Below are 26478 nucleotides of genomic sequence, written 5' to 3' on the forward strand. Positions count from 1 at the left end.
CCAGCGACATTGTCAGCTCTTCAACATAAGAAAGACCCTACGCTTCTCGCAATGACGAGAAGCAACCGTGAGAAACAGCAATGAACTGGACCTGGTTTCACAAGCTCGGCTCGCCCAAATGGTTCTACGGCATCAGTGGCAAACTGCTGCCTTGGTTCAGCATCGCCGCCGTGTTGCTGATCGGCATCGGCCTGGTCTGGGGCCTGGCCTTTGCGCCGCCGGACTACCAGCAAGGCAACAGCTTTCGCATCATCTACATCCACGTGCCTGCCGCGATGCTGGCCCAGTCCTGCTACGTGATGCTGGCGGTATGCGGTGTCGTCGGCCTGGTCTGGAAGATGAAACTCGCGGACGTCGCCCTGCAATGCGCCGCGCCCATCGGTGCGTGGATGACCGCCGTGGCGCTGGTCACCGGCGCGATCTGGGGCAAACCCACCTGGGGCTCATGGTGGGTGTGGGATGCGCGACTAACGTCCATGTTGATCCTGCTGTTCCTGTACTTCGGTCTGATTGCGCTGGGCAACGCGATCAGCAATCGTGACAGCGCCGCCAAGGCCTGCGCGGTGCTGGCGATTGTCGGCGTGATCAACATCCCGATCATCAAGTACTCGGTGGAGTGGTGGAACACCCTGCACCAGGGCGCCACCTTCACCCTCACCGAAAAGCCGGCGATGCCCGTGGAAATGTGGGCGCCGCTGCTGTTGATGGTGCTGGGCTTCTACTGTTTCTTCGGCGCCGTGCTGCTGATGCGCATGCGCCTCGAAGTGCTCAAGCGTGAAGCCCGCGCCAGCTGGGTCAAGGCCGAAGTGCAAACCTGCCTGGGAGCGCGTGGATGAGCTTTGCTTCTTTCAGTGATTTTCTCGCCATGGGCCACCACGGCCTGTATGTCTGGACGGCCTATGGCATCTGCCTGGCTGTGCTGGCCCTCAACGTCGTCGCGCCGATCCTGGCCCGCAAGCGTTACCTGCAACAAGAGGCGCGTCGTCTGCGCCGGGAGACCGAAAAGTGAATCCGCTGCGTAGAAAGCGTCTGTTGATCATCCTTGCCATTCTGGCCGGCGTCAGTATTGCCGTGGGCCTGGCGATGAGCGCCCTGCGGGAGAACATCAACCTGTTCTACACCCCGACCCAGATCGCCAACGGCGAAGCGCCGCTGGACACGCGCATCCGCGCCGGCGGCATGGTGGAGAAGGGCTCCCTGAAACGCTCCGGCGATTCCCTCGACGTCACCTTCGTTGTCACCGATTTCAACAAGGCCGTGACCATCACTTATCGCGGCATCCTCCCGGACCTGTTCCGCGAAGGCCAGGGCATCGTCGCCCTGGGCAAGCTCAACGCCGACGGCGTGGTGGTGGCCGATGAAGTACTGGCCAAGCACGATGAAAAATACATGCCACCTGAGGTGACCAAAGCCCTCAAGGACAGCGGCCAGTCCGCACCCACCCCCGCCAAGGAGGGCTAAGCCATGACGTCCGCACTGTTTATTCCGGAGCTGGGCCAGTTGGCGATGATCCTCGCCCTGTGCTTTGCCATCGTCCAGGCCGTGGTGCCGTTGCTCGGCGCCTGGCGTGGTGACCGCCTGTGGATGAGCCTGGCGCAGCCGGCCGCCTGGGGCCAGTGTGCGTTCCTGGTGTTCGCGTTTGGCTGCCTGACCTACGCCTTTATGACCGACGACTTTTCCGTCGCTTATGTGGCCAATAACTCCAACAGCGCCTTGCCCTGGTACTACAAGTTCAGCGCGGTGTGGGGCGCCCACGAAGGCTCGCTGCTGTTGTGGGCGTTGATCCTCGGGGGCTGGACCTTCGCGGTGTCGGTGTTTTCGCGCCAGTTGCCGCAAGTCATGCTCGCCCGGGTGCTGGCGGTGATGGGCATGATCAGCATCGGCTTCCTGCTGTTCCTGATCATGACCTCCAACCCGTTCACCCGCATCCTGCCGCAGATCCCGGCGAACGGTCACGACCTCAACCCGCTGCTGCAAGACATCGGCCTGATCGTGCACCCGCCGATGCTCTACATGGGCTATGTGGGTTTCTCCGTGGCCTTTGCCTTCGCCATCGCCGCCTTGCTCGGCGGGCGTCTCGATGCGGCGTGGGCGCGCTGGTCGCGGCCGTGGACCATCGTCGCCTGGGCCTTCCTCGGCATCGGCATCACCCTCGGTTCGTGGTGGGCCTACTACGAACTCGGCTGGGGTGGCTGGTGGTTCTGGGACCCGGTGGAAAACGCCTCGTTCATGCCATGGCTGGTGGGTACCGCACTGATTCACTCGTTGGCCGTCACCGAAAAACGCGGCGTGTTCAAGAGCTGGACCGTGTTGCTGGCCATCGCGGCATTTTCCCTCAGCCTGCTCGGCACCTTCCTCGTGCGTTCGGGCGTGTTGACCTCGGTGCATGCCTTCGCCTCCGACCCGGAGCGCGGCGTGTTCATCCTGATCTTCCTGCTGTTTGTGGTCGGCGGCTCCCTTACCCTGTTCGCCCTGCGCGCGCCGGTGGTCAAGAGCCAGGTCGGCTTCAACCTGTGGTCGCGGGAAACCCTGCTGCTGGGCAATAACCTGGTGTTGGTGGTGGCCGCGTCGATGATCCTGCTCGGCACCTTGTACCCCTTGGTGCTGGATGCCCTGAGCGGCGCCAAACTGTCCGTCGGCCCGCCGTACTTCAACGCGTTGTTTATCCCGTTGATGGGCCTGTTGATGGTGGTGATGGCGGTCGGCATGCTGGTGCGCTGGAAGGACACCCCGGTCAAATGGCTGGCCGGCATGTTGATGCCGGTGCTGCTCGGCAGCGTGGCCCTGGCCGTGGTCGCCGGCATTGCCTATGGCGACTTCAACTGGGCGGTGCTCGCCACCTTCCTGCTCGCCGCCTGGGTGTTGCTGGCCGGTGTGCGTGACATCTTCGACAAGACCCGCCACAAAGGCCTGGTCAAAGGCCTGCCGACCCTGACCCGCAGCTACTGGGGCATGCAGATCGCCCACATCGGCATCGCCGTGTGCGCCCTCGGCGTGGTGCTGTCAAGCCAGAACAGTGCCGAGCGCGACCTGCGCCTGGCGCCGGGCGAGTCCATGGACCTGGCCGGTTACCACTTCATCTTCGACGGCGCCAAGCACTTCGAAGGGCCGAACTTCACGTCAGACAAAGGCACCGTGCGCGTAGTCCGTAACGGTAAAGAGATCGCCGTGCTGCACCCGGAAAAACGCCTGTACACCGTACAAAGCTCGATGATGACCGAAGCCGGCATCGATGCCGGTTTCACCCGTGACCTCTATGTGGCCTTGGGTGAACCCCTGGGCGATGGCGCCTGGGCCGTGCGCGTGCATGTGAAACCGTTCGTGCGCTGGATCTGGTTCGGTGGTTTGCTCACCGGCTTCGGTGGTTTGCTCGCGGCGCTGGACCGCAGGTATCGGGTCAAGGTCAAGAGCCGGGTGCGTGAAGCGCTTGGCATGCAAGGAGCGGCGGTATGAAGCGTTGGTTGATGGTGTTGCCGCTGGCATTGTTCCTGGTGGTAGCGGTGTTTCTGTATCGCGGCTTGTACCTGGACCCGGCCGAACTGCCCTCGGCGATGATCGGCAAGCCGTTCCCCGCGTTCAGCCTGCCGACCGTGCAGGGTGACAAGACCCTGACCCAGGCCGACCTGCTCGGCAAACCGGCGCTGGTCAACGTGTGGGGCACCTGGTGCATCTCCTGCCGCGTTGAGCACCCGGTGCTGAACAAGCTGGCCGAGAAGGGCGTGGTGATCTACGGCATCAACTACAAGGACGACAACGCGGCGGCCTTGAAGTGGCTGGCGGAGTTCCACAACCCGTACCAGCTGGATATTCGTGATGAAGACGGCAACCTCGGTTTGAACCTCGGCGTGTACGGCGCCCCGGAAACCTTCTTTATCGACGCCAAAGGTGTGATCCGCGACAAATACGTCGGGGTGATCGACGAAGTGGTGTGGCGCGAGCAACTGGCCGCCAAGTACCAGGCGCTGGTCGACGAGGCCAAGCCATGAAGCGCCTGTTAGCCGCTGCCGTCCTGGCGCTGGGCTTGGCCGGGGTGGCCCACGCCGCCATCGACACTTACGAATTTGCCAAGGACGGTGACCGCGAGCGTTTCCGCGAACTGACCAAGGAACTGCGCTGCCCCAAGTGCCAGAACCAGGACATCGCCGACTCCAACGCGCCCATCGCCGCCGACCTGCGCAAAGAAATCTTCCGCATGCTGGGGGAGGGCAAGGACAACCAGCAGATCATCGACTTCATGGTCGACCGCTACGGTGATTTCGTGCGCTACAAACCGGCCCTCACCGGCAAGACCGCGCTGCTCTGGTTCGGCCCCGCCGGGCTGCTGCTGGCCGGCGTGGTCGTCATGGCCGTGATCGTCCGCCGTCGCCGCGCCGCGCCTACCGATGGTTCCGACGCGCTATCCCCCGAAGAGCGCCAACGCCTCGACCAATTGCTGGACACCAAGACTGATGATTGATTTCTGGCTCGCAGCCGGCTTGCTGCTTCTGATTGCCCTGAGTTTCCTGTTGATCCCTGTGTTGCGCGGCCGCCGTGTCCAGCGCGAAGAGGATCGCACCGCGCTGAACGTGGCGCTTTACCAAGAACGTGTGGCCGAGCTGCAAGTGCAGCAGGACGAAGGCGTGCTCAACGCCGCCCAGCTCGACACCGGCCGCGCCGAAGCCGCCCGCGAGCTGCTGGCGGATACCGAGGGCGTGGAAAAACCCCGCGAATCACGCCTGGGCAAACCGCTGCCGTTGCTCGCCGCCGTACTCGTCCCGGTGCTTGGCCTTGGCCTGTATATGCACTTCGGCGCCAGCGACAAGGTTGAACTGACCCGCGAATTTTCCCAGCCGCCGGTGTCCATGGAAGACATGACCCAGCGCCTGGAACGCGCCGCCGCCGCCCAACCGGACTCGGCGGAAGGTTTGTACTTCCTCGGCCGCGCCTATATGGCCCAGGATCGTTCCGCCGATGCCGCCAAGGTCTTCGAACGCACCGTGGCTTTGGCCGGGCGTCAGCCGGAACTGCTGGGGCAATGGGCCCAGGCGCAGTACTTTGCCGACAATAAACAGTGGTCGCCCAAGGTCCAGGCGCTGACCGACGAAGCCTTGAAGCTCGACCCGAAGGAAGTCACCAGTCTCGGCCTGCTCGGTATCGCCGCCTTCGAAGGCCAGCGTTATCAAGAGGCAATCGACTACTGGAGCCGCCTGCTGGCGCAACTGCCACCTCAAGACAATTCCCGCGTGGCGCTGCAAGGCGGCATCGACCGTGCCGCCGAGAAGCTCAAGGAAAGCGGCGGCACCGTCGCGCAAAAGGCGGTGATGAAAGTCCGCGTGGACCTGTCCGCCGAGGTCAAGGCCAAGGCCCTGCCAACCGACAGCGTATTCATCTTCGCCCGCGCGGTAAAAGGCCCGCCGGCACCCTTGGCGGCCAAGCGCGTCACCGTTGCCGAGTTGCCCGTCACCGTCGAACTCGGCGATGCCGACGCGATGATGCCGCAGTTGAAACTGTCCAACTTCCCCGAAGTCCAACTGGTTGCGCGCATATCCCGGGCCGGTCAACCGACCACTGGCGAGTGGATCGGCCGCAGCCAACCCTTGGCCAGCACCACCACTGCGTTGCAGCAGCTGACCATCGACAGTCCGGACAAGTAATTCGAGGAAACGCCTATGACCGCATTTGCACGCATCACCCTGCTCAGCCTGGTATTGGGCCTGAGCGCCTGTGCGGTCCACCGCCCACCTCCCGCCCCGACCGGCCCGACCATCCCGCCGTCAGGCCCATCCACCCAGCCAAGCACCAAGCCCTCGGGCCCGGTGACCCCGCCGCCGAAGCCACTGCCGACCAAATCGCCGACCTTCGCCCCACCACCGGGCGCGGCCAGCCACTGGGACGGCAAGATGCAGGTGTACGTGCTGGACGACCAGCCCGACACCTTCTACCGCCAGCGCACCTACTACCGCTGGAGCAACGGCTGGAGCCGCTCCATCAGCCCCAACGGGCCCTGGGAAGACACCGACGTGCAGGGCGTGCCGCCGGGCTTGAGCAAGCAGTACGCGCAATGACAAAAGGCGACCTTCGGGTCGCCTTTTTCATGCCTGTGAACCCATTCTTCTAAACACTGGAGGGCAAATGTGGGCGGGGGCTTGCCCCCGATAGCGGTGTTTCAGTTAATGAGTGTCTGACTGACATACCTCTATCGAGAGCAAGCCCCCTCCCACAGGAGATCTCCTCAGCCATCAAGCCACAGGGCACTCCCGCTCCAGTGCCGCACCCACAGCCAGCACCAACCCGTCAGGGTTGAGCAAGCACTACGTCTAGCAAATATTGGAGCGGCGCGCACTTCGGTAATGTGGCCGCCGCAGGCGTGGCTGCCGAGAGATTGCTGGATATACTTTCCAGTGCGGGGAAAATCGCCATTGGCCTGCGCGCCGACCTGGTCCAAGCCAGGAGCCGCGTAGGGCTTCCTGTGGTGCAACACGTCTGGCGACAAACGAAGAGGGTGTTTTGATGGTGGGCAGGTTGATCTATCTCATCGGGCCATCGGGTTCGGGCAAGGACAGCCTGCTGGAGGCTGCACGCCCGCGGTTGGCCGAGCGCGGTTGCCGGATTGTGCGCCGCGTGATCACGCGCTCGGCGGAAGCGGTGGGCGAGGCGGCCCAGGGCGTAAGCCCGGAGCAATTCGCCGTGATGCAGGCCGAGGGCGCGTTTGCCCTCAGCTGGCACGCCAACGGGTTGTCTTACGGCATCCCTGAGGTCATCGACGAATGGCTGGCGACGGGGGAAGACGTGCTGGTCAACGGCTCACGCGCACACCTGGCGCAGACCCGCGAGCGCTACCCGGATGTGTTGGTGCTGTTGCTGACGGTGGATCAAGCCGTCTTGCGCCAGCGCTTAATAGCGCGGGGCCGTGAGTCTTTGGCGGATATCGAGGCGCGCCTGGCGCGCAATGCGCGGTTTACCCAAGAGCTGATCGCCGGCAATGGCGCCGGGTTGTTCGTGTTGGATAACTCCGGCCCACTGGAACACACGGTCGAACGCTTGTTATGTTGCCTGAGCCAGGGGCACTCGGTATGCGCCTGAGCCTGCTCGGCACCGATGACGCGCGGTGACCTGCGCTTTAGCATAAGGTCATGTCAAGCGGCGAGATTCTGACATGCTGAGAACTCGTCGGAAAAGGTTAAGAGCATGTATCTGGGGGCGGGCGGATTTTGCGTAGCCGAATCAGGACAGTTTTGTAGGATTTCGTTTTTTTCCTGATAATCCAATAAGTTTTCTTACCCGAAAGTGTGTGTTCAGTTGTTTAAATTGAAAGTGTTTTAGTGCGTCTCTTAGCGCGTGTTGCGCCACGTTAGAATGTTTCAGTGCGAACTAAATCAGTGCTGTTCCGAGGGTTTTCTGCATGGGAGGTTACTGCCCCGATGCTGATTGATTCGGCTCATTCACTCACTCTCAAGAGCGCACTGTCCCATGATTAACTCTGAACGTAATCCGCTCAGCTTCTCGCTTGAAAATTTACCACCTTCCGATCCCGGCCCCTTCGGTGTGGGCGCCAGTCGCAAACCCACCTTCACGACGGAGCAGGCCGGAAAGCACATCACCCGCGACAACCTGCACTTCCACGACCGTAATAGCGACAAGCGGATCGACCTCTCCTATACGGTAGACCCGACGTTCAGCGCCGCGCAGCAACGCCGTGTGCGCCAGGCGGCGCAGTCCTGGGAGGACGTGGCCAACATCAGTTTCAAGGAGCGGGCCGCCGGCGCCGACGGCACGGTACATATCAAAAATAACCCGCGCGGTGACCGTGGCGTCGCCACCTCACCCACGCGCTCCACTGCCAGCACCACGGCCACGGTTGGCACCCTGCGAGAAAGTAGTTCGCCTGCGTTAGGCAGCCACTTTTCAGTGACCGCCGTGCATGAAATCGGCCACGCCATCGGCCTGCAGCATCCGGGCAACTACAATGGCGGCGGTTCTGATTACAACAGTGGCGCCGCGTATGCCGGTGATACAAAGGCACGCAGTGTGATGAGTTACTGGTCGGAGAAAAACCAGGCCGGCCACGACTTTCGGAATTCGAACCCTTCTGCCCCGATGATGGACGACATCGCTGCGGTTCAGCGGCTCTATGGGGCCAATCACCAAACCCGCAACACCGACACGACCTACGGCTTCAATTCCAATACCGACCGTGAAGCCATGACCCTCACCAGCGCCAGCGATAAACCCATCTTTTGCGTCTGGGATGGCGGCGGTGACGATACCCTGGATTTTTCCGGGTTTTCCCAAAACCAGAACATCAATTTGAAGGCCGAATCGTTTTCTGATGTAGGCGGTTTGAAGGGCAATGTTTCGATCGCCAAAGGCGTTACGGTTGAAAACGCCATCGGCGGTTCCGGACGGGATGTGCTGACCGGCAATGACGCCGACAACCGGCTTAAGGGCGGGGCAGGGGCCGACACGTTGCGCGGTGGTGGTGGCGCAGACACGTTTACCTACGATAAGGCCAGTGACTCCACCTCGCAGCAGCCGGACCTTATTGAGGACTTCACCAGCGGCACCGATAGGCTCGACGTCTCGGGTGTCTTGAAAGAAGCAGGTGTCGGCGCCCTGGTGTTTACTGATCGCTTCAGTGGCCGGGCAGGCGAGGCTGTGCTCAAACACGACGCCGCCACCGGCCGCTCCAGCCTGGAGATCGACCTGAAGGGCCGCGGCAATGCCGATTTCATGGTCAAGAGCGTCGGCCAGATCAAGCCCGGGGACGTGCTGTGGCAAGGGCAAAAACCGCAGGTCAGGCCGCTGCCTGCCCCGACGCCACCTTCACCGTTACCTGCACCCTTACCGTCACCTTCACCGCCTGAGTCGAAAACCGATACCCTTTCGGCATTGAACGAGGTAATCGTCAAGATATTATCGACGTTGCTGCAGGTACTGCAGCGCGTCGTCAAGCCTTGATCAGCGCCTGCACATACTCCACAAATGCCCGCGCCTTGGCACTGGCCATACGCCCGGTGGGGAATACCGCCCATAGATCCCTGGGCGGCAATTCCCAGTCGGTCAGTACCGTCTTGACTTCGCCGCTGGCCAGCTCCGGCGCGAACATCCAGGAGGACGACAGGGTGAGCCCCAGATGACTCAGCACGGCGGCGCGCACCCCTTCTGCTGCGGTGACATGCACGCGGCCATGGGCGACGACGGGGTATTGGCTGCCGCCTTGGCTGAAGCGCCAGTGTGAGCCTTCAGCGCGGGTATAGATGATTGCCTGGTGTTGCATCAGGTCGGCGGGGGTGGCGGGTTCGCCGAAGCGTGCGAAGTAGGCCGGGGTGCCGAGGATGACGCAGGGCGATTCGCCAATCTTGCGCGCCGTAAGGCTTGAGTCATTCAGGTTGCCCATGCGCAGGGCGACGTCGATGCCTTCCTCCACCAGGTTGAGGCTGCGGTCATCGAGCACCACGTCCACGTTCATCCCCGGATATTGCGCCAGGAACGGCCCCAGGTGCGGAATGATGTGCAGGCGTGCGAAGGTCACCGGCGCGCTGATCCGCAGGTTCCCCGAGAGCCCGGAGCCTGCACCGCGCGCAGCCTCGTCGGCCGCGTTGGCTTCATCAATGGCGCGCTTGGCTTTATCGAAAAACGCCAGCCCTGCCTCGGTTGGCGTCAGACCCCTTGTCGAACGCATCACCAAGCGTACCGCCAGGCGTGCCTCCAATTGCGCGACGCTCTTGGACACGGCCGGTTGGCCGATGCCCAGGCGCTTGGCCGCGGCGGAGAACGAGCCGGTCTCGACAACGTGGACGAAGGTTTCCATGGCGGTGAGACGGTCCATCGGGTGTTCCTTGCTGGATTGGGCGCATCGCGATGCAGCGCGGCGTACCAGCCTAAGGGTAATGCCCATGGGGTGTCATCCGGTTGGCGGTTTTCAACATGGTGCAAAACAACCGCCAGTCAGGCTGACCCAATCTGTGCTTGAGTAAAGATAACTCTAGGGTTACTTTCATTCAGGCCAAGCCAAGGAGGCTGGGGTGCAAAGCAGGCTATTGATCAAGGAGCTGCAAGAGGCGGGCTGGGTGCTGGATCGGGTCACGGGCAGTCATCATATTTTTACCCACCGCTATAACCCGTACACGATCCCGGTGCCGCATCCGAAGAAGGATCTGCCCTTGGGCACCGTCAGAAGCATCAGGAAACGCGCCGGGCTGTTTCAGTTTTAAGGAGAGCATTCATGCAATACCCAATCTGTATCGAATGGGGCGATGACTTCACCGCCACCGGTATCCAGATCCCCGATATTCCAGGCGCAGCCACTGCCGGGGACAGTTTCGAAGAGGCGTACAACGCCGCTGTGGAAGTCGCGCACATCCTGCTGCAGCAGATCGCCGCAGAGGGTGGGGTGATTCCGATGCCAACATCGGTGGCCAATCATCACACCCACGAAGACTATGTCGGGATGGGCTGGGGCATGCTGGAGCTGGACATCTCGCCCTATCTGGGCAAGACCGAGAAGGTCAATGTGACCTTGCCCGGTTATGTCATCCAGCGCATCGATCGCTATGTGCGCGAGCACAAGGTCAAAAGCCGCTCGTCATTTCTGGCGGATGCGGCTTTGGAGAAGTTGGTGCGTTCTTAGGCGGTGGCGACAGCCGTTTGCCGTGACGCACTGAGGAACCGCAACAACGCCACCAGCGGAAACGCGCTGCCCACCAGCATCACACCCAGCCAGCCGCCGTGTTCGTACACGCTGCTGGCAATCGCCGAGCCGAAGGCACCGCCGATGAAGATGCTGGTCATGTACAGCGCGTTCAGACGGCTGCGGCTGTTGGCGTCAAGGGCGTAGATGGCGCGTTGACCGAGGACCATGTTCATCTGCACGCAGAAGTCCAGGACCACGCCGGTCACCGCCAGGCCGATCACGCTGTACAGCGGGTGTACAAAGGCCGGCAGGAAGCTCAACACTGCAAACACCATGGCCAGCAGCGACGCGCGGTGGGTGTGGCCGGCATCGGCCAGGCGCCCGGCGATGGGGGCGGCAATGGCGCCGATGGCACCGACCAGGGCGAAGATCGCGATCTGGGTCTGGCTCAGGCCGTGGTTGCGCACCAGTTCCAGCGGGGCGGCGGTCCAGAACAGGCTGAACGTGGCGAACATGCAGCCTTGGTAAAACGCGCGTTGGCGCAGCAGCGGTTGTTCACGCAGCAGGGTGCCCAGGGAGCGCAGCAGTTGGCCATAACTGGCACTGTGATCCGGTTGGCGCTTGGGGATGGTCAGCATCAGCACCACGCTGATCAGCGCCATCAACGCGGCTGCGGCCATGAACATCGCGCGCCAGCCAAAATGGTCAGCCACGACGCTGGACACTGGCCGTGCCAGCAGGATGCCCAGCAGCAGGCCGCCCATGATGCTGCCGACCACCCGACCCCGAGACTCGGCGGGCGCCAGGTGTGCGGCCAGCGGGATCAGGATCTGGACCGACACCGAACTGAAACCGATCAGCAACGACACCAGCAGGAACAGGTTCGGTTGTTCGGTAAAGGCCGCACCCAACAGGCTGGCAATTGCCACCACGGTCGTGATGATCATCAACTTGCGGTTTTCCAGCAGGTCACCCAGGGGAACCAGGAAAAACAGGCCGAGGGCATAGCCGATCTGCGTCAGCGACACGATCAGGCTGGCCATCGCGGGGGTGAGGCCGACGTCCGGTGCGATCAGTTCGATGATCGGCTGGGCGTAGTAGATGTTGGCGACGATGGCGCCGCAGCAAAACGCAAACAGCATCACCATGCTCCGGGTCATGGTGCTTGTAGCGTGGGAAGTAGCGTTCATGGTGTTCTCATAAAAGCGAGGGAAAGTGAGGCGAGCCTAAAGACAACACCGTAGCCCGGGTAGGCCGCCGGCAGTGATAACACTCATGCCCTGTAATGATGAGTGAATCGTTAATTTTCTGCGCGAACGGCAATGATACAGTCAGTCCCAATTGCCGAAACAGGAAATCCATTGCAATGAAGATCACGTTGAACAAGATGCTCCTGGCTTCCACCCTTGCCGCCGCGATGGCGGTGGGGCTGGCGAATGCGGCCGAGGCGCCGCGCGTCGGTGTGCGTGGCGCCATCACGGCAGTCGACGGCGACGCCCTGCACGTCAAGGTCAACAGCGGTGAAGAAGTCACCGTGCACCTGACCCAAGCGACCCAGGTGCGCGCCGTCACCCTGGCCAAGATCGATGAAATCAAACCTGGCAGCTACATCGGCTCGGCCGCCATGCCCAACGCCGACGGCACCCTGACGGCGCTGGAAGTGCATGTGTTCCCACCGGCCATGGCCGGCACCGGCGACGGGCATCGGGCGTTTGACCTGAAGGAAGGCAGCAGCATGACCAACGGCACTGTCGGCGACCTGGTGGTCAGCAAAGGGCGGACGTTGACCGTGAAATACAAAGGCGGCGAACAGAAGATCGTGGTGCCGGAGGATGTACCGATCGTCAACCTGGAACCGGGGGACCGCAGCTTGCTCAAGCCGGGGGTGAAGGTGGTGTTGTTTGCGGCGCAGGGGGCGGATGGGAAAATCACTGCCCAAGCTATCTCGGCCGGCAAGGATGGCGTGACGCCGCCGATGTAACTGCAAAACACAGATCCAAATGTGGGAGGGGCAAGCCCCCTCTCACATGTTGACCGAGTTTATTCAGTCAGGTCGGGTTACTGGCCGCTGTAGATCTGGTCGAAAACGCCACCATCATTGAAGTGGGTTTTCTGCACGGTGCGCCAGTCACCAAAGGTCTTCTCTACCGACAGGAAGTCGACTTTCGGGAAGCGGTCGGTGTACTTGGCCAGCACCTTCGGATCACGTGGGCGCAGGTAGTTATTGGCGGCGATTTCCTGGCCTTCCGGCGACCACAGGTACTTCAGGTAGTCTTCAGCCGCCACGCGGGTGCCTTTCTTCTCGACCACTTTATCCACCACCGACACCGGCGGCTCGGCTTCGGCGGAGACGCTTGGGTAGACCACTTCGAACTGGTCACGGCCGAATTCCCGCGCGATCATTTCCGCTTCGTTCTCGAAGGTCACCAGCACGTCGCCGATCTGGTTGGTCATGAACGTGGTGGTGGCGGCACGGCCACCGGTGTCCAGCACTGGCGCCTGTTTGAACAGCTTGCCGACAAAGGCCTTGGCCTTCTCTTCATCGCCGCCGTTTTTGAGCACATAACCCCAGGCCGACAGGTAGGTGTAGCGGCCGTTACCCGAGGTTTTCGGGTTGGGCACGATTACTTGCACGCCATCTTTCAACAGGTCCGGCCAGTCTTTCAGGGCTTTCGGGTTGCCCTTGCGCACGATGAACACAGTGGCCGAGGTGAACGGCGCGCTGTTGTTCGGCAGGCGGCTGACCCAGTTGTCCGGCACCAGTTTGCCGTTGTCGACCAGGGCGTTGATGTCGGTGGCCATGTTCATGGTAATCACGTCAGCCGGCAGGCCGTCGATTACCGAGCGCGCTTGTTTGCTGGAACCGCCGAAGGACATCTGCAGGGTCAGCTTGTCATTCGGGTGCTCGGCTTCCCAGTGCTTCTGGAAGGCGGTGTTGTAGTCCTTGTAGAAATCGCGCATCACGTCGTAGGAGACGTTGAGCAGAGTGACCGGGGCGGCCTGGACGGCGCCCGCCAGGGCAAGGCCGGCGGCCAGGAGAGAGGCGCTTACGAGTTTTTTCACTGCTCATTCCTTGTTGTTCGGGAGAAGAGGGGAGGCACATTGCCAGCGACTATAGCCGGGGGGCACTTAGTCGCTTAAAGATTAAAAAGAACTTTGCTTATTCCACTTTCTTAAAAAGAGCGCTGCCACAGCGCGAACAGAACGCCGCGTTGGGCTCGTGACTGTTTTTCCTGCACACCGGGCAGTCGTGTTGCAGTTGTTCACCGCGCATGGCACTGGCCAGCTCGGCAGTAAAAATACCCGTGGGCACGGCGATGATCGAGTAACCGGTGATCATCACCAGCGACGAAATCACCTGGCCCAACGGCGTCTTGGGCACGATATCGCCAAAGCCCACGGTCGTCAGCGTCACGATCGCCCAATAGATGCCCTTGGGGATACTGGTGAAGCCGTGCTCCGGGCCTTCGATCACATACATCAAGGTGCCGAACACCGTCACCAGGGTGCACACGCTGACCAGGAACACCACGATCTTCTGCTTGCTGCCGCGCAGCGCCGCCATCAGGTAGTTGGCCTGCTTGAGGTACGGGCTGAGCTTGAGCACGCGGAAAATCCGCAGCATCCGGATGATGCGGATGATCAGCAGGTATTGCGCGTCGCTGTAGTACAGCGCGAGGATGCCGGGCACGATGGCGAGCAGATCGACCAGCCCGTAAAAGCTGAAGGCGTAGCGCAACGGCTTGGGCGAGCAGTACAGGCGCAACCCGTACTCGATCAGGAAGATCAGCGTGAAGCCCCATTCAATGTAGGCCAGCACATCGGCGTAGTTCTGGTGGACCTGGTCGATGCTGTCGAGCATCACGATCACCAGACTGGCGAGGATGATCAACAGCAGGATGCCGTCAAAGCGCCGCCCGGCGACGGTGTCGCTTTGAAAAACCATGACGTAGAGCCGCTGACGCCAGTCGTTATTGCTGTCCATAAAACCCGCCTGAATCGAATATCGAGCAAGCCTAGGGGGATTCGAAGGGGCTGTCCATGCGGGGTTTCCTGAGTATTCGGCCGCCGGCACGTACCAGCCAGCAGGCGAGGATAAACGGCGCGGTGAGTGCGGGCAGGTGCAGGGCGGCAAAGCCCGGTGTGAGGACGATCGCCAGGAGGATGCCGAGCAGCGGCAGCCACGGTTGGTGCCGTGCCTGGCTCAGCGCCAGGGCCGCGAGAGCCGGGTTGTAGCTGTGCAGGCCGAGGAGGGCGGCGGTGGTTTCGTCCAGCAACAGGGCGATCAGTACGCCGCTGCTGGCGCCGATCATGGCCCAGACCGCGGCGCGCCGGTTCGCCAGCAACAGGCCGAGGGCAATCAACGCGCCCGCCAGCGGCTGGTCCAGCAGCATGATTTGCGCCAGGCCGGTGAACGGCGCGCCGAGCGCAGCCAGGGTATCGGCCTCGCTCAGGGCCAAGGTACTGTGCGAGACGCTACCCAACAGCAGCCAGCCCAGGCCGACAAAGGGCGCGGTGTAGGCGGGCAGGTCGTCGGGCTGCGTAGCGTGTTTCAACCACTGCCGCGTAAGCATCGCACTCAAGCCGCCGCACGCGAGGATCAGCGGCGGCAACAACGCCGACCAGGCGAAATGCTGGCTGATCAACAGGCCCAGCAATACGCCGTTATAGCTATACAGCCCGGCCTGACGCTCGGCCTTGGGATAGCCGCGACGCTGGGCCGTGAGCAACCCCGCGACGCCACCCAGCAATGCTCCGCCAAACAAGGCCGGAGCGCCGATCAGGATCGCCAACAGGCACAGCAGGCCGCACAGCGGATGGCGTTGCAGGAAGATCTGGCTGAAACCGTTGAGCAGGGCTTCGGCCCAGTCGGGGCAGGTTGGGTTGTGCATGATGGGTATTCAGTGGGACCGAGTTGGGCCCATCGGGGGCAAGCCCTCCCACACTTGATTGGGTTCACATAGTTAGATGTGTGAATGCCGTCCAATGTGGGAGGGGGCTTGCCCCCCGATGGGGCCTCTACAGGCGCTGGATCAGCGTCTCTATACGCAAGGAGTTGGTCTACCCCGCCTGCCCGCACGGCGCCATGCCCTGCGCCTGGACAATCTCCAGCGCTGTGGAACACACCTCATCCACCTGGCGAATCCGTTGGTAGCGCCGGGCGTGATCGGCATGGTCAACGTAGCTGAAGTTGAGGCGGAAGATATTCACCCCGGCGTGCACCCGCTCGCGGATGTCGTCGATACCGTCGGTGGCCGGGCCGAGGGTGGCGATGATCTTGACCTTCCTGTCAGGCGTCATGGTGGGCAGTCTCAAGGATCAGGATGGCACGCAAGTCGTTGACATTGGTGCGGGTCGGCTCGGTAACGATCAAACCGTCGAGGGCGGCGAAGTAGCCATAACCGTTGTTGTTATCCAGCTCGTCGCTGGCCGACAGGCCCAGGGCTTCGGCGCGTGCATAACTGGTGGGTGTCATGATGGCGCCGGCGTTGTCTTCGGAACCGTCGATGCCGTCGGTGTCACCGGCCAGGGCGTACACGCCGGGCAGGCCTTTGAGGCTGTCGGTCAGGCTCAGCAGGAATTCGGCGTTGCGTCCGCCACGGCCGTCGCCGTGCACGGTGACGGTGGTTTCACCGCCGGAGAGGATCACGCACGGTGCCGCCAGCGGCTGGCCGTGCTGCACGATTTGCCGCGCGATGCCGGCGTGTACTTTGGCCACCTCCCGCGCTTCGCCTTCCAGGTCGCCGAGGATCAGCGGGCTGAAACCGGCCTGGCGCGCTTTCACCGCCACCGCTTCCAGCGATTGTTGCGGGCGCGCGATCAGCTGGAAGTGGCTGCGGGCGAGCACCGGGTCGCCGGGCTTGACGGTTTCCGAGGCCGGATTCTGCAACCAGCTGCGCACGGCGGCCGGTGCGTCGATGCCGTAGCGCTTGAGGATCGCCAGCGCCTGTTGCGAGGTGCTCGGGTCGCCGACCGTGGGGCCGGAGGCGATGACCGTGGCCTGGTCGCCCGGCACATCGGAAATCGCGTAGGTGTAGACCATTGCCGGCCAGGCGGCCTTGGCCAGCCGACCGCCCTTGATCGCCGAGAGGTGCTTGCGCACGCAATTCATCTCGCCAATGGTGGCGCCGGAGGTGAGCAGGGCTTTGTTGATGGCCTGCTTGTCGGCCAGGCTGATGCCTTCGGCGGGCAGCGCCAGCAAGGCGGAACCGCCGCCGGAGAGCAGGAAAATAACCCGGTCGTCTTCGCCGAGGTTGCTGATCAGTTCCAGCACGCGCTTGGCCACTGCAAGGCCGGCGGCATCGGGCACCGGGTGGGCGGCTTCGACCACTTCGATTTTCTGGCACGGCGCGCCATGGCCGTAGCGGGTCACCACCAGGCCCGAGACGTCGCCCTGCCAGCAGTTCTCGACGACCAGCGCCATGGCGGCCGCCGCCTTGCCGGCGCCGATCACGATCACACGGCCGCTACGGTCGGCCGGCAGGTAGGGTTCAAGGACGTGCCGGGGGTGGGCGGCGTCGATGGCTGTGGCAAACAGCTCGCGAAGCAGGTGCTGCGGATCGACCGACATAAGCGGGCTCCCGGGGGATTTTTGTTATTAGAGGTGCAGCCATTTCAAAGGGGGTTATTTATCGCGAATCGAGAAGTTCGCCATATGCTCCAGTCCCTTGATCAACGCCGAGTGGTCCCAATTCCCGCCGCCAATCGCCGCGCACGTGCTGAACACCTGCTGGGTGCCGGCGGTGTTCGGCAGGTTGATTCCCAGTTCCCTGGCACCGGCCAGGGCCAGGTTCAGGTCCTTCTGGTGCAGGTTGATGCGAAAGCCCGGATCGAAGGTGCCCTTGATCATGCGTTCGCCATGCACTTCGAGGATCTTCGATGAGGCAAAGCCGCCCATCAGTGCTTCACGCACCTTGGCCGGGTCGGCGCCGTTCCTGGAGGCAAACAGCAGCGCTTCGGCCACCGCCTGGATATTCAGCGCGACGATGATCTGGTTGGCCACTTTGGCGGTCTGGCCGTCGCCATTGCCGCCCACCAGGGTGATGTTCTTGCCCATGCTCTGGAACAGCGGCAGGGCGCGTTCGAAGGTCTGCGGCTCGCCACCGACCATGATGCTCAAGGTGCCGGCCTTGGCGCCGACTTCACCGCCGGACACCGGTGCATCAAGGTACTGCGCGCCGGTTTCATTGATCCTGGCGGCAAACGCTTTCGTGGCGGAGGGCGAGATCGAACTCATGTCGATCACCACCTTGTGCGGCGACAGGCCCGCGGCCACGCCGTCGGCGCGGAACAGCACGTCGTCGACCTGCGGGGTGTCGGGGACCATGACGATAATGAACTCGGCTTCCTGGGCGACGTGCTGCGGGTTGGCCAAGGCCACTGCGCCGGCGCTGATCAGCTCGGCCGGCGCCTTGCCGTGGTGCTCGGAAAGAAATAGTTGATGCCCGGCTTTCTGCAGGTTCGCGGCCATGGGTTGGCCCATGATGCCGGTGCCGATAAATCCGATTTTAGCCATGATGAATGCCTCTTCTTATGTGGTGTTTGTCAGATGGCATTGTGGGTTTTAAGCCAGCCCAAACCCGCTTCGGTAGTGGTCAACGGCTTGTACTCACAGCCGACCCAGCCCCCGTACCCGATGCGGTCCAGATGTTCGAACAGGAAGCGGTAGTTGATCTCCCCCGTTCCCGGCTCATTGCGCCCAGGGTTGTCCGCCAGCTGGATGTGGTTGATCTCCCCCAGGTGCGCGGCCATGGTTCGGGCCAGGTCGCCTTCCATGATTTGCATGTGGTAGATGTCGTACTGCAGGAACAGGTTGTCACTGCCCACCTGCTCGCGAATCGACAGGGCTTGCGCTGTGTTGTTCAGGTAGAAGCCAGGGATATCGCGGGTGTTGATCGCCTCCATCACCAGCTTGATGCCCGCCGCTTGCAGCTTGTCGGCGGCGTACTTGAGGTTGGCGACAAAAGTCTTTTCCACGGTTTCATCATCCACACCCTGGGGCCGAATCCCCGCCAGGCAGTTGATCTGGGTATTGCCCAGCACCTGGGCGTAGGCGATAGCCAGCGTGACCCCGGCGCGAAATTCCTCGACCCGGTCCGGGTGGCACGCCAGGCCGCGTTCGCCTTTGGCCCAGTCACCGGCCGGCAGGTTGAACAGCACCTGGGTCAGGCGGTGAGCGTCGAGCTGGGCTTTGATGTCAGCCGAGCTGAATTCGTAGGGGAACAGGTACTCGACACCCTGGAAGCCGGCATCGGCAGCGGCTTTGAAGCGGGCGAGAAAGTCCTGCTCGGTAAACAGCATGGACAGGTTGGCGGCAAAGCGCGGCATAGGGTTCTCCTTAATCGAGCAGGGAAATGGCAGTCGGCGCATCGTTGCCGACCAGGGCCAGGTCTTCGAATTCGTTGACGGCGTTGATCTCGGTGCCCATGGAAATATTGGTCACGCGCTCCAGGATGATCTCGACGATCACCGGCACCTTGAACTCTTCGATCATGTGTTCGGCCTTGCGCAACGCCGGCGCGATCTGTCCCGGTTCGAACACGCGCAGGGCTTTGCAACCCAGGCCCTCAGCGACGGCGACGTGGTCGACGCCATAACCGTTCAGCTCCGGTGCGTTGAGGTTGTCGAAAGATAACTGCACGCAGTAGTCCATTTCAAACCCGCGCTGGGCCTGGCGGATCAACCCCAGGTAGGAGTTGTTCACCACCACATGGATATACGGCAGCTTGAACTGTGCGCCCACGGCCAGCTCTTCGATCATGAACTGGAAGTCATAGTCACCGGACAGCGCCACCACCTTGCGGCTCGGGTCGGCCTTGACCACGCCCAGCGCCGCCGGAATGGTCCAGCCCAACGGGCCGGCCTGGCCGCAGTTGATCCAGTGGCGTGGCTTGTACACATGCAGGAACTGGGCGCCGGCAATCTGCGACAGGCCGATGGTGCTGACGTAGCAGGTGTCTTTGCCGAATACCTGGTTCATTTCTTCGTAGACCCGTTGCGGCTTGACCGGCACATGGTCGAAGTGGGTCTTGCGGTGCAGGGTCGCCTTGCGCTGCTGGCAGTCATGCAGCCAAGCGCTGCGGTCCTTGAGCTTGCCGGCGGCTTTCCACTCGCGGGCTACTTCGATAAACATCGTCAGCGCGGAGCCGGCGTCGGACACGATGCCCAGGTCCGGGGTGAATACGCGGCCAATCTGCGTCGGTTCGATGTCGACGTGAATGAATTTACGCCCTTCGGTATACACCTCCACTGAACCGGTATGGCGGTTGGCCCAGCGGTTACCGATCCCCAGCACCACGTCGGACTTGAGCATCGTCGCGTTGCCGTAGCGGTGGGAGGTTTGCAGGCCGACCATGCCCACCATCAGCGGGTGATCGTCGGGAATGGTGCCCCAGCCCATCAGCGTCGGGATCACCGGGATGCCGGTCAATTCGGCGAACTCCACCAGCAGCTCGCTGGCGTCGGCGTTGATCACACCGCCGCCGCTCACCAGCAACGGGCGTTCAGCCTGATCCAGCAGCGCCAGTGCCTTTTCGACCTGGATGCGCGTGGCCAGTGGCTTGGCCAGTGGCAGCGGCTGGTACGCGTCGATATCGAATTCGATCTCGGCCATCTGCACGTCGAACGGCAGGTCGATCAGTACCGGGCCAGGGCGGCCGGAGCGCATTTCATAGAAGGCTTTCTGGAAGGCGTATGGCACTTGGCCCGGCTCGAGGACAGTGGTTGCCCACTTGGTCACCGGCTTGACGATGCTGGTGATGTCCACGGCCTGGAAGTCTTCCTTGTGCATGCGGGCCCGTGGCGCCTGGCCGGTGATGCACAGGATCGGGATCGAATCGGCCGAGGCGCTGTAGAGGCCGGTGACCATGTCGGTGCCCGCCGGGCCCGAGGTGCCGATGCACACGCCGATATTGCCGGCCTTGGTGCGGGTGTACCCCTCGGCCATGTGCGAGGCGCCTTCAACGTGGCGAGCAAGGACGTGATCGATGCCACCCACCTTCTGCAAGGCCGAATACAGCGGGTTGATCGCAGCGCCTGGGATACCGAAGGCGGTGTCCACGCCTTCACGACGCATGACGAGGACGGCGGCTTCGATTGCTCTCATTTTGCTCATGATTTTGGTGCCTCTTGCGTTTTGTAATTGTATACAAGTGGTGTCTGTCCAAAGTGTATTCACGGCGGGCGGCGCAGGTCAATCCATTTTATTGATTGGTCTTTGCGTTCGTCGGAACGGCTTTTTTCGACGTATGGAGCCTTTGTGCGAAAATATTGTATACAAAAATAAATGTCATTGTGTTCTATTTGTTTGATCAAGTATCTGATCAAACAGACCTCCACCGCTTCCCCAATAACAAAAGAAGGACGGCACCATGAGCGCTTTAACCTTGAAGATTGCTACCCAACTGGCCAGCCAGGCCCTCAGCGCCGGCCGCACGCTTTCGGCCGCACCGCTGACCATCGCGGTCCTCGACAGCGGCGGCCACTTGATCACCCTGCAGCGCGAAGACGGCGCCAGCCTGCTGCGCCCGCAAATCGCCATCGGCAAGGCCTGGGGCGCGATTGCGCTGGGCAAGGGCTCGCGCTTGCTTGCACTGGACGCGCAGCAACGGCCGGCGTTTATCGCGGCGTTAAATAGCCTGGGGCAGGGCAGCGTGGTGCCAGCACCGGGTGGGGTGTTGATTCGGGATCAGGCCGGGGTGGTACTGGGGGCGATCGGGATCAGCGGGGATACGTCGGATATTGATGAGCAGTGTGCGATCACGGCGATCGAGGGGGTGGGGTTGATGGCGGATGCGGGGGTGTCAGCTTAAGTCGTGTGTGACTGTAAGGGCCTCATCGGGAGCAAGCCCCCTCCCACATTTGACCGTATTCACCTTTATAAATGTGTGAACCCAATCAAGTGTGGGAGGGGGCTTGCTCCCGATCGGCACAGGCACCTCGGTGCATCAGTCCGGCGCACAGCCCTTGAGTACCAACCGAATAATCGTCTGCGCCGCCGCTTCATAATCGGCTTCATCCAGCTTGGCCTTACCGGTCACCGCCGAAATCTGCCAGTCGAAATCCGCATACGTCTGCGTTGCCGCCCAGATGCTGAACATCAGGTGGTTGGGGTCGATAGCCGCAATCAACCCGCGATCCACCCAGCTCTGGATGCAGTCGATATTGTGCTTGGCCTGGGCGTTGAGTTGTTGGACCTGCTCGGCACTCAGGTGCGGTGCGCCATGCATGATTTCGCTGGCGAACACCTTGGAGGCGAAAGGCAGGTCGCGGGAGATGCGGATTTTCGAGCGGATGTAATTACTCAACACCACCGAAGGCTCACCCTCGGGATTGAATGGCGTGGAAGCCACCAGGATCGGCTCGATAATGCTTTCGAGCACCTCTCGGTAGAGGTTGTCCTTGGACTTGAAGTAGTAATAGACGTTGGGCTTGGGCAGCCCGGCCTTGGCGGCGATGTCGCTGGTTTTGGTCGCGGCGAAGCCCTTGTCGGCAAACTCCTCGCTCGCCGCCCGCAGGATCTTTTCTTTGTTGCGCTCGCGAATGGTGCTCATAAAGTGCTCAGTCTCACAGATACGGTTTCTTTTTGACGGCGTCTGTTGCCGCCATTCTGCGTCGCCGCTCCTCCCCATAGCGAGCTATGAGTCGCCGCGGCTCCTTGCCTGACGACAACAGCCATTCGCCAAAAGAGAAACGTATCTATGAAACTGAGCACGGGAGGTTTCCTTGCCAGGACAGGCGGTCGAGCATGGTAGCACCGGCCATCCGCGGGCCTCAACAATGTGCCCGCAAAGCCCTGCGCCGCGTTATGCTCCGCCCATCCCTCTCTTAAGGAAGCCCGATTCATGGCAGGAAGCAGCTTGTTGGTGTTGATCGACGATATCGCCGCAGTACTCGATGACGTTGCCCTGATGACAAAAGTGGCCGCGAAGAAGACCGCCGGGGTGCTCGGCGATGACCTCGCGCTAAATGCCCAGCAGGTTTCCGGCGTGCGTGCCGAGCGGGAAATTCCGGTGGTATGGGCCGTTGCCAAGGGTTCCTTCATCAACAAGTTGATCCTGGTGCCCACTGCGTTGTTGATCAGCGCCTTCGCCCCTTGGGCCGTGACACCGTTGTTGATGCTCGGTGGCGCGTATCTGTGTTTCGAAGGTTTCGAGAAACTCGCGCATAAGTTCCTGCACAGCAAGGCTGAAGTCCAGGCCGAACACACGCAGCTGGTTGAAGCGGTGGCCGACCCGGCCACTGATCTGGTGGCCTTTGAAAAGGACAAGATCAAAGGCGCGATCCGTACCGACTTCATTCTCTCCGCGGAAATCATCGCCATCACCCTCGGCACTGTGGCCGATGCGCCGTTGATGCAGCAAGTGATCGTCCTATCGGGCATTGCCATCGTCATGACCATCGGCGTTTACGGGCTGGTGGCCGGCATCGTCAAGCTGGATGACCTGGGCCTGTGGCTCACCCAAAAGCCCGGCCAGGTGGCACGCAGTATCGGCGGCGGGATTCTGCGGACGGCGCCGTACATGATGAAGAGCCTGTCGGTGATTGGCACGGCGGCGATGTTCATGGTCGGTGGCGGCATCCTTACCCATGGCGTGCCGGTGGTGCATCATTGGGTGGAAACGGTGAGCCAGAGTGTCGGTGGGGTGGCGTGGCTGATGCCGACCCTGTTGAACGCGGGTGTGGGGATTGTCGCCGGGGCGGCGGTATTGGTTGTGGTGTCGGTGGTCGGTCGGTTATGGCGGACTGCGAGGGACTGACATTTCAGTCAGGCCACCGACGTGTATTAGCGCAGCGAGCGTCGTCACGCCCGCTGCTTGCAGCCTGCCGATTACTGAGCGAAGGCTTTGTAGCCGTTCTGCGCGAAGTTAGAAAGCGTGTTTGCTTCCGAACCCTCCACGTAGTCATAGCTACTGTCAGAACTGGCGCCTAGCATCATTGGCCGGGTGTAAATCGCCCCTTCTATCTGGTTGTTATTTGGTGTCGACTCGGTGCCGCCCTTGGCGTCGGTGTATCGGAATACGCGCTCGGCATTTGCGGCCCGGTCGGCCCGAGTATCGTCCGATGCATTCACGTCGTCCCAGTCACCTGTCTGAGACTTGATCCCCGTCAGATTGTCATCCTTGAGCGCCTCGCGCGCGCTCGCAAAAAGCGGGGTGCTGGTGATGGCGTCGACGCTGCGATGATCGCCAGGTGCCCTGCCCGTATTGCCGGTAGGTGCACTGATAGAGTCGTGCCCCTGCCGGTCTATCGACGACTGGGGGCCTGACGGGCCGTTTGCCTGGGCGTATCCGGTATTGTATTGATTGGAGCCGCTAGGGCCGGGGCGGTCTACATTCATCAAGGTTTTCCGTTTTTAATGATTAGGCATCTGATTAGGGAACCCGTGGGTTCGCGCCTTAGGTGGTTTTATAAAAAGAAACGGTTCCCGGATATCTAGGAAATTTAGTGAGCTGCGTGTGGGGGAAATTACCGGTTTGCGTAACCAAGCTTATGGCCATCGGTGTCTATGGGCTGTTGCTTACCCGGAAGCTCGGTCGGATGGTCCGTCGCATTCCTGTGCGGGTGGTTCCAGTCATGCTGCTGTTGCCGCCACTCCGCGCAAAAAAAAGGCCATTCATTCGAATGGCCTTTTTTGTCGGTGTTATTTACTCGGCAATCTGCAATTTGCGTGATTCCGTATAGATATACCGCACCTTTTCATACTCGAACGGCGAGTTCATCTGACCGTAGCGGAAGCTGGTCTGGTAGCGCTTGTCCACCGCGCGCAGGGCCCAGATTTCCGGGTGGTTGGAGCTGACTTCGGAGACGTTCAGGAAGTTGATCTGCGACTCGGCGGTGTAGTCCACCAGCAAGCCGCCGGTGTCACGCAGGTTCGACGGGCCGAAGATCGGCAGTACCAGGTAGGCACCGCCGGGCACGCCGTAGAAGCCCAGGGTCTGGCCGAAGTCTTCGCTCTGGCGCGGCAGGCCCATGGCGGTCGCCGGGTCCCACAGGCCGGCGACGCCGACGGTGGTGTTGAGCAGCAGGCGCCCGGTGGTTTCCAGGGAACGGTGGCCTTTGAGTTGCAGCAGGCTGTTCAACAGGTTGGGCACGTCGCCCAGGTTGTTGAAGAAGTTGCTCACGCCGGTGCGCAGGAAGCTTGGCGTGACGTAGCGGTAACCATCGACCACCGGCAGGAACACCCATTGGTCGAAGCGGTAGTTGAAGTGGTACACGCGGCGGTTCCATGACTCCAACGGGTCATACACATTCAGCGCGTTGACCGATGAGCGTTCGAACTCACGCTGGTCCAGGCCCGGGTTGAACTTGAGTTTGCTCAACGGCTCCTTGAAACCGTCGGAGTCCATCACCACAGGCGCGTGAGCCTTGCTGTTGTCGGCATTGGCTACGCCCGCACACATCAGGGCGGCGAGCAGCAGAAGATATTTAGCCACGGAAGAACTCCAGCATGGCGTCGGCGTTGACGCGGTAATTGAGGTTGCCGCAATGGCCGCCCAGCGGGTAGACGGTCAAGCGATCGCCGAAGGTTTTACGCAGGAAACCAAGGTCGCCCGGGCCGAGGATCACGTCGTCGGCGTTGTGCATGACGGCGATTTTCGGGCTGGCGTGCAGGTAGTCCTTGAGGGCGTACAGGCTGACCTGGTCAACCAGTTGTAGCAGGCTGCCGCCGTCGGAGCGGGCGCGCCACATCGGGATCACCTGTTCGGTGAGGTAGCAGTCGAAGTCGCACTGCAGCGCACGCTTGAGGAACGGCGTGAGGCTGGTGCCTTCGCTGATCGGGTACTTCGGCGGGATGATCAGGCCACGGCGGTTGATCAGGTCCGAAGTAAAGGCGATGTCGGCCGCCGAGAAGCGGAACGAGGTGCCGATCAGCATGGCCATCTGTTCGTTGGTCAGGTGCTGCTTGGATTGCTGGAAGTCGTAGAGCAGGGCGTCATTGAGGTCGATGTAGCCCTTTTGCTGGAAGTAACGGGTCAGCTTGTTCAACACCAGTTCATAGAACGTGGTGGTGTTGTTGATGCCCTTGACCTCGGTCTGTACCAGCTTGTCGAGGTTGGTGATCGAGGTGTAGAGGTTGACCGGCGGGTTGAGCAGCAGCACTTTCTTGAAGTTGAAGCTGCGGCGGGTCTCGTCGAGCTTGCTGACAAACGCCGCATCCAGCGCGCCGAGGCTGTAGCCGGTGAGGTAGAAGTCGGTCACCGGCAGCGAAGCGTTCTGTGCGCGCACGGCTTGCATCACGCGGTACATGTCTTCGGCATCTTCCTGGCTGATGCCGGGGGTGGCGAAGCGCGACGCAGAGGCGATGAAGTCGAAGCTGGTGGGCGACGACAGTTGCACCACGTGGTAGCCGGCCTGGTAATACAGTTTTTTCAGGTATTCGTTGATGCTGCTGTCAAACCGCGCACCGGTGCCTGCGATCAGGAAGATCAGCGGCGCAGCACGATCCTGCTTGGCGATGCGGTAAGTGAGTTTCTTCACTGCCCAGAAATTGTCCGGCAGGCTGAACTCGCGCTCGGGGCGCATATTCAGGGTGTAGTCGGACTGGTTGATCTCGTCATCAGTCGGCAATGAAGGCCGAAGGTCAGGCGGTGTGGTGGCGATGGTCGCTTCGAACGGGTTGGTCAAAGGGTAGCCATAGCTGGCTGGGTCGATATCGACGGCCAGTGCTGACGCACTCAAAAAAAGGCTGCCCAGTAAGGCAGCACAGCGCAAGGAACGGAGCATGACTTAATCCCTAAGAGGAAACGTGCTTAATGAAGTTCGCAGGCTATGACCACCGCGTTGCCACCGAAGTGCCAGCCTTCGGCACTAAAAGTCGGAAAATAACGTCGGAATCGGGGTAATAGTAGCGAGACGATACACTT

28 protein-coding genes and 2 pseudogenes are annotated in these 26478 nt (G+C 61.6%); 16 read left to right on the forward strand and 14 right to left on the reverse strand.

Going from position 1 to position 26478, the window contains the following annotated elements:
* Positions 1–80 precede the first annotated feature (80 nt).
* The 11 genes and pseudogenes from ACHPFG_RS09885 to ACHPFG_RS09935 all read left to right on the forward strand — a co-directional run bounded on the left by ACHPFG_RS09885 (position 81) and on the right by ACHPFG_RS09935 (position 8937).
* On the forward strand, positions 81–836 hold the full coding sequence (locus tag ACHPFG_RS09885) for a heme ABC transporter permease (protein ID WP_431702255.1): 756 nt from the start codon (positions 81–83) through the stop codon (positions 834–836).
* Positions 833–1009 (forward strand): heme exporter protein CcmD, encoded by a 177-nt coding sequence (gene ccmD, locus ACHPFG_RS09890; protein WP_065924460.1) that lies wholly within the window; start codon positions 833–835, stop codon positions 1007–1009. The genes ACHPFG_RS09885 and ccmD overlap by 4 nt, the downstream gene beginning before the upstream one ends.
* Positions 1006–1461, forward strand: coding sequence for a cytochrome c maturation protein CcmE (gene ccmE / locus ACHPFG_RS09895; RefSeq protein ID WP_027607026.1), 456 nt, complete (start codon positions 1006–1008; stop codon positions 1459–1461). Before ccmD ends, ccmE begins: the two co-directional genes overlap by 4 nt.
* A 3-nt stretch (positions 1462–1464) precedes the next feature.
* Positions 1465–3453 carry a heme lyase CcmF/NrfE family subunit gene (locus ACHPFG_RS09900; RefSeq protein WP_145338052.1) on the forward strand — a complete coding sequence of 663 codons (1989 nt, stop codon included), beginning with the start codon at positions 1465–1467 and terminating at the stop codon, positions 3451–3453.
* A complete protein-coding gene (locus ACHPFG_RS09905; RefSeq protein ID WP_090407195.1) occupies positions 3450–3986 on the forward strand; it encodes a DsbE family thiol:disulfide interchange protein in 537 nt (178 codons plus the stop codon). The genes ACHPFG_RS09900 and ACHPFG_RS09905 overlap by 4 nt, the downstream gene beginning before the upstream one ends.
* Positions 3983–4456 carry a cytochrome c-type biogenesis protein gene (locus ACHPFG_RS09910; protein ID WP_053130594.1) on the forward strand — a complete coding sequence of 158 codons (474 nt, stop codon included), beginning with the start codon at positions 3983–3985 and terminating at the stop codon, positions 4454–4456. The genes ACHPFG_RS09905 and ACHPFG_RS09910 overlap by 4 nt, the downstream gene beginning before the upstream one ends.
* The gene (ccmI, locus tag ACHPFG_RS09915; RefSeq protein WP_431702256.1) at positions 4449–5633 is read left to right on the forward strand and encodes a c-type cytochrome biogenesis protein CcmI; all 1185 of its coding nucleotides are present in this window, start codon (positions 4449–4451) and stop codon (positions 5631–5633) included. Before ACHPFG_RS09910 ends, ccmI begins: the two co-directional genes overlap by 8 nt.
* Before the next feature lie 15 nt (positions 5634–5648).
* Entirely contained in the window at positions 5649–6044 is a 396-nt protein-coding gene (locus ACHPFG_RS09920; RefSeq protein ID WP_074844687.1) for a hypothetical protein, read from the forward strand.
* A 269-nt stretch (positions 6045–6313) separates the two neighbouring features.
* A pseudogene (locus tag ACHPFG_RS09925) lies at positions 6314–6490 on the forward strand (alpha-D-ribose 1-methylphosphonate 5-triphosphate diphosphatase); the annotation flags it as partial.
* Entirely contained in the window at positions 6490–7062 is a 573-nt protein-coding gene (phnN, locus tag ACHPFG_RS09930) for a phosphonate metabolism protein/1,5-bisphosphokinase (PRPP-forming) PhnN (RefSeq protein WP_431702257.1), read from the forward strand. The pseudogene ACHPFG_RS09925 and the gene phnN, both read left to right, overlap by 1 nt.
* A 387-nt stretch (positions 7063–7449) precedes the next feature.
* The gene (locus ACHPFG_RS09935; RefSeq protein ID WP_431702258.1) at positions 7450–8937 is read left to right on the forward strand and encodes a M10 family metallopeptidase C-terminal domain-containing protein; all 1488 of its coding nucleotides are present in this window, start codon (positions 7450–7452) and stop codon (positions 8935–8937) included.
* Here ACHPFG_RS09935 and ACHPFG_RS09940 read toward each other — a convergent pair.
* Positions 8927–9808 (reverse strand): LysR family transcriptional regulator, encoded by an 882-nt coding sequence (locus tag ACHPFG_RS09940; RefSeq protein WP_131699483.1) that lies wholly within the window; start codon positions 9806–9808, stop codon positions 8927–8929. The genes ACHPFG_RS09935 and ACHPFG_RS09940 overlap by 11 nt on opposite strands.
* 196 nt (positions 9809–10004) lie before the next feature.
* Between ACHPFG_RS09940 and ACHPFG_RS09945 the strand changes: the two genes are divergently transcribed.
* Positions 10005–10193 carry a type II toxin-antitoxin system HicA family toxin gene (locus tag ACHPFG_RS09945; protein ID WP_065901605.1) on the forward strand — a complete coding sequence of 63 codons (189 nt, stop codon included), beginning with the start codon at positions 10005–10007 and terminating at the stop codon, positions 10191–10193.
* A gap of 11 nt (positions 10194–10204) precedes the next feature.
* On the forward strand, positions 10205–10609 hold the full coding sequence (locus ACHPFG_RS09950) for a type II toxin-antitoxin system HicB family antitoxin (protein WP_431702259.1): 405 nt from the start codon (positions 10205–10207) through the stop codon (positions 10607–10609).
* On the opposite strand, the gene ACHPFG_RS09955 is transcribed toward ACHPFG_RS09950, so the two are convergent.
* Entirely contained in the window at positions 10606–11802 is a 1197-nt protein-coding gene (locus ACHPFG_RS09955) for an MFS transporter (RefSeq protein WP_431702260.1), read from the reverse strand. The genes ACHPFG_RS09950 and ACHPFG_RS09955 overlap by 4 nt on opposite strands.
* Before the next feature lie 176 nt (positions 11803–11978).
* On the opposite strand from ACHPFG_RS09955, the gene ACHPFG_RS09960 reads away from it, so the two are divergent.
* The gene (locus ACHPFG_RS09960) at positions 11979–12593 is read left to right on the forward strand and encodes a DUF5666 domain-containing protein (protein ID WP_131699480.1); all 615 of its coding nucleotides are present in this window, start codon (positions 11979–11981) and stop codon (positions 12591–12593) included.
* Positions 12594–12670: 77 nt separating this feature from the next.
* On the opposite strand, the gene ACHPFG_RS09965 is transcribed toward ACHPFG_RS09960, so the two are convergent.
* The 8 genes and pseudogenes from ACHPFG_RS09965 to gcl form a co-directional block, all read right to left on the reverse strand.
* The gene (locus ACHPFG_RS09965) at positions 12671–13675 is read right to left on the reverse strand and encodes a sulfate ABC transporter substrate-binding protein (protein ID WP_431702261.1); all 1005 of its coding nucleotides are present in this window, start codon (positions 13673–13675) and stop codon (positions 12671–12673) included.
* 97 nt (positions 13676–13772) lie between these two features.
* On the reverse strand, positions 13773–14597 hold the full coding sequence (locus tag ACHPFG_RS09970) for an ion transporter (RefSeq protein WP_115488098.1): 825 nt from the start codon (positions 14595–14597) through the stop codon (positions 13773–13775).
* Between the two features lie 31 nt (positions 14598–14628).
* Positions 14629–15504, reverse strand: a complete 876-nt coding sequence (locus tag ACHPFG_RS09975) for an urea transporter (protein WP_431702262.1) — start codon at positions 15502–15504, stop codon at positions 14629–14631.
* Between the two features lie 208 nt (positions 15505–15712).
* Positions 15713–15913 (reverse strand): annotated as a pseudogene (locus tag ACHPFG_RS09980) (pyruvate kinase); the annotation flags it as partial.
* Positions 15903–17183: a glycerate kinase type-2 family protein gene (locus ACHPFG_RS09985; RefSeq protein ID WP_431702263.1), complete on the reverse strand. Its 1281-nt coding sequence runs from the start codon at positions 17181–17183 to the stop codon at positions 15903–15905. The gene ACHPFG_RS09985 and the pseudogene ACHPFG_RS09980, both read right to left, overlap by 11 nt.
* 54 nt (positions 17184–17237) lie before the next feature.
* Positions 17238–18128, reverse strand: coding sequence for a 2-hydroxy-3-oxopropionate reductase (locus ACHPFG_RS09990; RefSeq protein WP_431702265.1), 891 nt, complete (start codon positions 18126–18128; stop codon positions 17238–17240).
* Positions 18129–18157: 29 nt separating this feature from the next.
* Positions 18158–18940, reverse strand: coding sequence for a hydroxypyruvate isomerase (gene hyi, locus ACHPFG_RS09995; RefSeq protein WP_431702266.1), 783 nt, complete (start codon positions 18938–18940; stop codon positions 18158–18160).
* Between the two features lie 10 nt (positions 18941–18950).
* Complete coding sequence (gcl, locus tag ACHPFG_RS10000) at positions 18951–20726, reverse strand: glyoxylate carboligase (protein ID WP_431702267.1); 1776 nt, start codon at positions 20724–20726, stop codon at positions 18951–18953.
* Between the two features lie 256 nt (positions 20727–20982).
* Here gcl and ACHPFG_RS10005 point away from each other — a divergent pair, with 256 nt between their 5' ends.
* Positions 20983–21423, forward strand: a complete 441-nt coding sequence (locus ACHPFG_RS10005; RefSeq protein ID WP_131699473.1) for a GlcG/HbpS family heme-binding protein — start codon at positions 20983–20985, stop codon at positions 21421–21423.
* A gap of 135 nt (positions 21424–21558) precedes the next feature.
* Here the strand turns inward: ACHPFG_RS10005 and ACHPFG_RS10010 are convergent, their stop codons facing one another.
* On the reverse strand, positions 21559–22164 hold the full coding sequence (locus tag ACHPFG_RS10010) for a TetR/AcrR family transcriptional regulator (RefSeq protein WP_431702268.1): 606 nt from the start codon (positions 22162–22164) through the stop codon (positions 21559–21561).
* A 291-nt stretch (positions 22165–22455) separates the two neighbouring features.
* Here ACHPFG_RS10010 and ACHPFG_RS10015 point away from each other — a divergent pair, with 291 nt between their 5' ends.
* On the forward strand, positions 22456–23370 hold the full coding sequence (locus tag ACHPFG_RS10015; RefSeq protein ID WP_431702269.1) for a DUF808 domain-containing protein: 915 nt from the start codon (positions 22456–22458) through the stop codon (positions 23368–23370).
* Between the two features lie 71 nt (positions 23371–23441).
* Here ACHPFG_RS10015 and ACHPFG_RS10020 read toward each other — a convergent pair whose 3' ends face one another.
* The 3 genes from ACHPFG_RS10020 to ACHPFG_RS10030 all read right to left on the reverse strand — a co-directional run bounded on the left by ACHPFG_RS10020 (position 23442) and on the right by ACHPFG_RS10030 (position 26338).
* A complete protein-coding gene (locus ACHPFG_RS10020) occupies positions 23442–23951 on the reverse strand; it encodes a hypothetical protein (protein ID WP_339452383.1) in 510 nt (169 codons plus the stop codon).
* Between the two features lie 307 nt (positions 23952–24258).
* Positions 24259–25047, reverse strand: a complete 789-nt coding sequence (locus ACHPFG_RS10025) for an MlaA family lipoprotein (RefSeq protein WP_065924483.1) — start codon at positions 25045–25047, stop codon at positions 24259–24261.
* Positions 25040–26338 (reverse strand): serine/threonine protein kinase, encoded by a 1299-nt coding sequence (locus ACHPFG_RS10030; protein WP_431702270.1) that lies wholly within the window; start codon positions 26336–26338, stop codon positions 25040–25042. The genes ACHPFG_RS10025 and ACHPFG_RS10030 overlap by 8 nt, the downstream gene beginning before the upstream one ends.
* Positions 26339–26478: the final 140 nt, after the last annotated feature.

This window comes from Pseudomonas sp. BR20 (assembly GCF_050780135.1).
GTDB lineage: Bacteria > Pseudomonadota > Gammaproteobacteria > Pseudomonadales > Pseudomonadaceae > Aquipseudomonas.

What these genes read in the sequence shown, in the direction of transcription:
- ACHPFG_RS10010 (WP_431702268.1), bottom strand. Translation starts at nt 22,164, where the DNA reads ATGAGCACCATTCGCGAGCGCAACAAAGAAAAGATCCTGCGGGCGGCG.
- ACHPFG_RS09955 (WP_431702260.1), bottom strand. Translation starts at nt 11,802, where the DNA reads ATGAACGCTACTTCCCACGCTACAAGCACCATGACCCGGAGCATGGTG.
- gcl (WP_431702267.1), bottom strand. Translation starts at nt 20,726, where the DNA reads ATGAGCAAAATGAGAGCAATCGAAGCCGCCGTCCTCGTCATGCGTCGT.
- ACHPFG_RS09920 (WP_074844687.1), top strand. Translation starts at nt 5,649, where the DNA reads ATGACCGCATTTGCACGCATCACCCTGCTCAGCCTGGTATTGGGCCTG.
- ACHPFG_RS09990 (WP_431702265.1), bottom strand. Translation starts at nt 18,128, where the DNA reads ATGGCTAAAATCGGATTTATCGGCACCGGCATCATGGGCCAACCCATG.
- ACHPFG_RS09985 (WP_431702263.1), bottom strand. Translation starts at nt 17,183, where the DNA reads ATGTCGGTCGATCCGCAGCACCTGCTTCGCGAGCTGTTTGCCACAGCC.
- ACHPFG_RS10015 (WP_431702269.1), top strand. Translation starts at nt 22,456, where the DNA reads ATGGCAGGAAGCAGCTTGTTGGTGTTGATCGACGATATCGCCGCAGTA.
- phnN (WP_431702257.1), top strand. Translation starts at nt 6,490, where the DNA reads ATGGTGGGCAGGTTGATCTATCTCATCGGGCCATCGGGTTCGGGCAAG.
- ccmD (WP_065924460.1), top strand. Translation starts at nt 833, where the DNA reads ATGAGCTTTGCTTCTTTCAGTGATTTTCTCGCCATGGGCCACCACGGC.
- ACHPFG_RS09935 (WP_431702258.1), top strand. Translation starts at nt 7,450, where the DNA reads ATGATTAACTCTGAACGTAATCCGCTCAGCTTCTCGCTTGAAAATTTA.
- ACHPFG_RS09900 (WP_145338052.1), top strand. Translation starts at nt 1,465, where the DNA reads ATGACGTCCGCACTGTTTATTCCGGAGCTGGGCCAGTTGGCGATGATC.
- ACHPFG_RS10020 (WP_339452383.1), bottom strand. Translation starts at nt 23,951, where the DNA reads ATGAATGTAGACCGCCCCGGCCCTAGCGGCTCCAATCAATACAATACC.
- ACHPFG_RS09970 (WP_115488098.1), bottom strand. Translation starts at nt 14,597, where the DNA reads ATGGACAGCAATAACGACTGGCGTCAGCGGCTCTACGTCATGGTTTTT.
- ACHPFG_RS09940 (WP_131699483.1), bottom strand. Translation starts at nt 9,808, where the DNA reads ATGGACCGTCTCACCGCCATGGAAACCTTCGTCCACGTTGTCGAGACC.
- ACHPFG_RS09885 (WP_431702255.1), top strand. Translation starts at nt 81, where the DNA reads ATGAACTGGACCTGGTTTCACAAGCTCGGCTCGCCCAAATGGTTCTAC.
- ACHPFG_RS09910 (WP_053130594.1), top strand. Translation starts at nt 3,983, where the DNA reads ATGAAGCGCCTGTTAGCCGCTGCCGTCCTGGCGCTGGGCTTGGCCGGG.
- ccmI (WP_431702256.1), top strand. Translation starts at nt 4,449, where the DNA reads ATGATTGATTTCTGGCTCGCAGCCGGCTTGCTGCTTCTGATTGCCCTG.
- ACHPFG_RS09960 (WP_131699480.1), top strand. Translation starts at nt 11,979, where the DNA reads ATGAAGATCACGTTGAACAAGATGCTCCTGGCTTCCACCCTTGCCGCC.
- ACHPFG_RS09975 (WP_431702262.1), bottom strand. Translation starts at nt 15,504, where the DNA reads ATGCACAACCCAACCTGCCCCGACTGGGCCGAAGCCCTGCTCAACGGT.
- ACHPFG_RS09905 (WP_090407195.1), top strand. Translation starts at nt 3,450, where the DNA reads ATGAAGCGTTGGTTGATGGTGTTGCCGCTGGCATTGTTCCTGGTGGTA.
- ACHPFG_RS10030 (WP_431702270.1), bottom strand. Translation starts at nt 26,338, where the DNA reads ATGCTCCGTTCCTTGCGCTGTGCTGCCTTACTGGGCAGCCTTTTTTTG.
- ACHPFG_RS10005 (WP_131699473.1), top strand. Translation starts at nt 20,983, where the DNA reads ATGAGCGCTTTAACCTTGAAGATTGCTACCCAACTGGCCAGCCAGGCC.
- ACHPFG_RS09950 (WP_431702259.1), top strand. Translation starts at nt 10,205, where the DNA reads ATGCAATACCCAATCTGTATCGAATGGGGCGATGACTTCACCGCCACC.
- hyi (WP_431702266.1), bottom strand. Translation starts at nt 18,940, where the DNA reads ATGCCGCGCTTTGCCGCCAACCTGTCCATGCTGTTTACCGAGCAGGAC.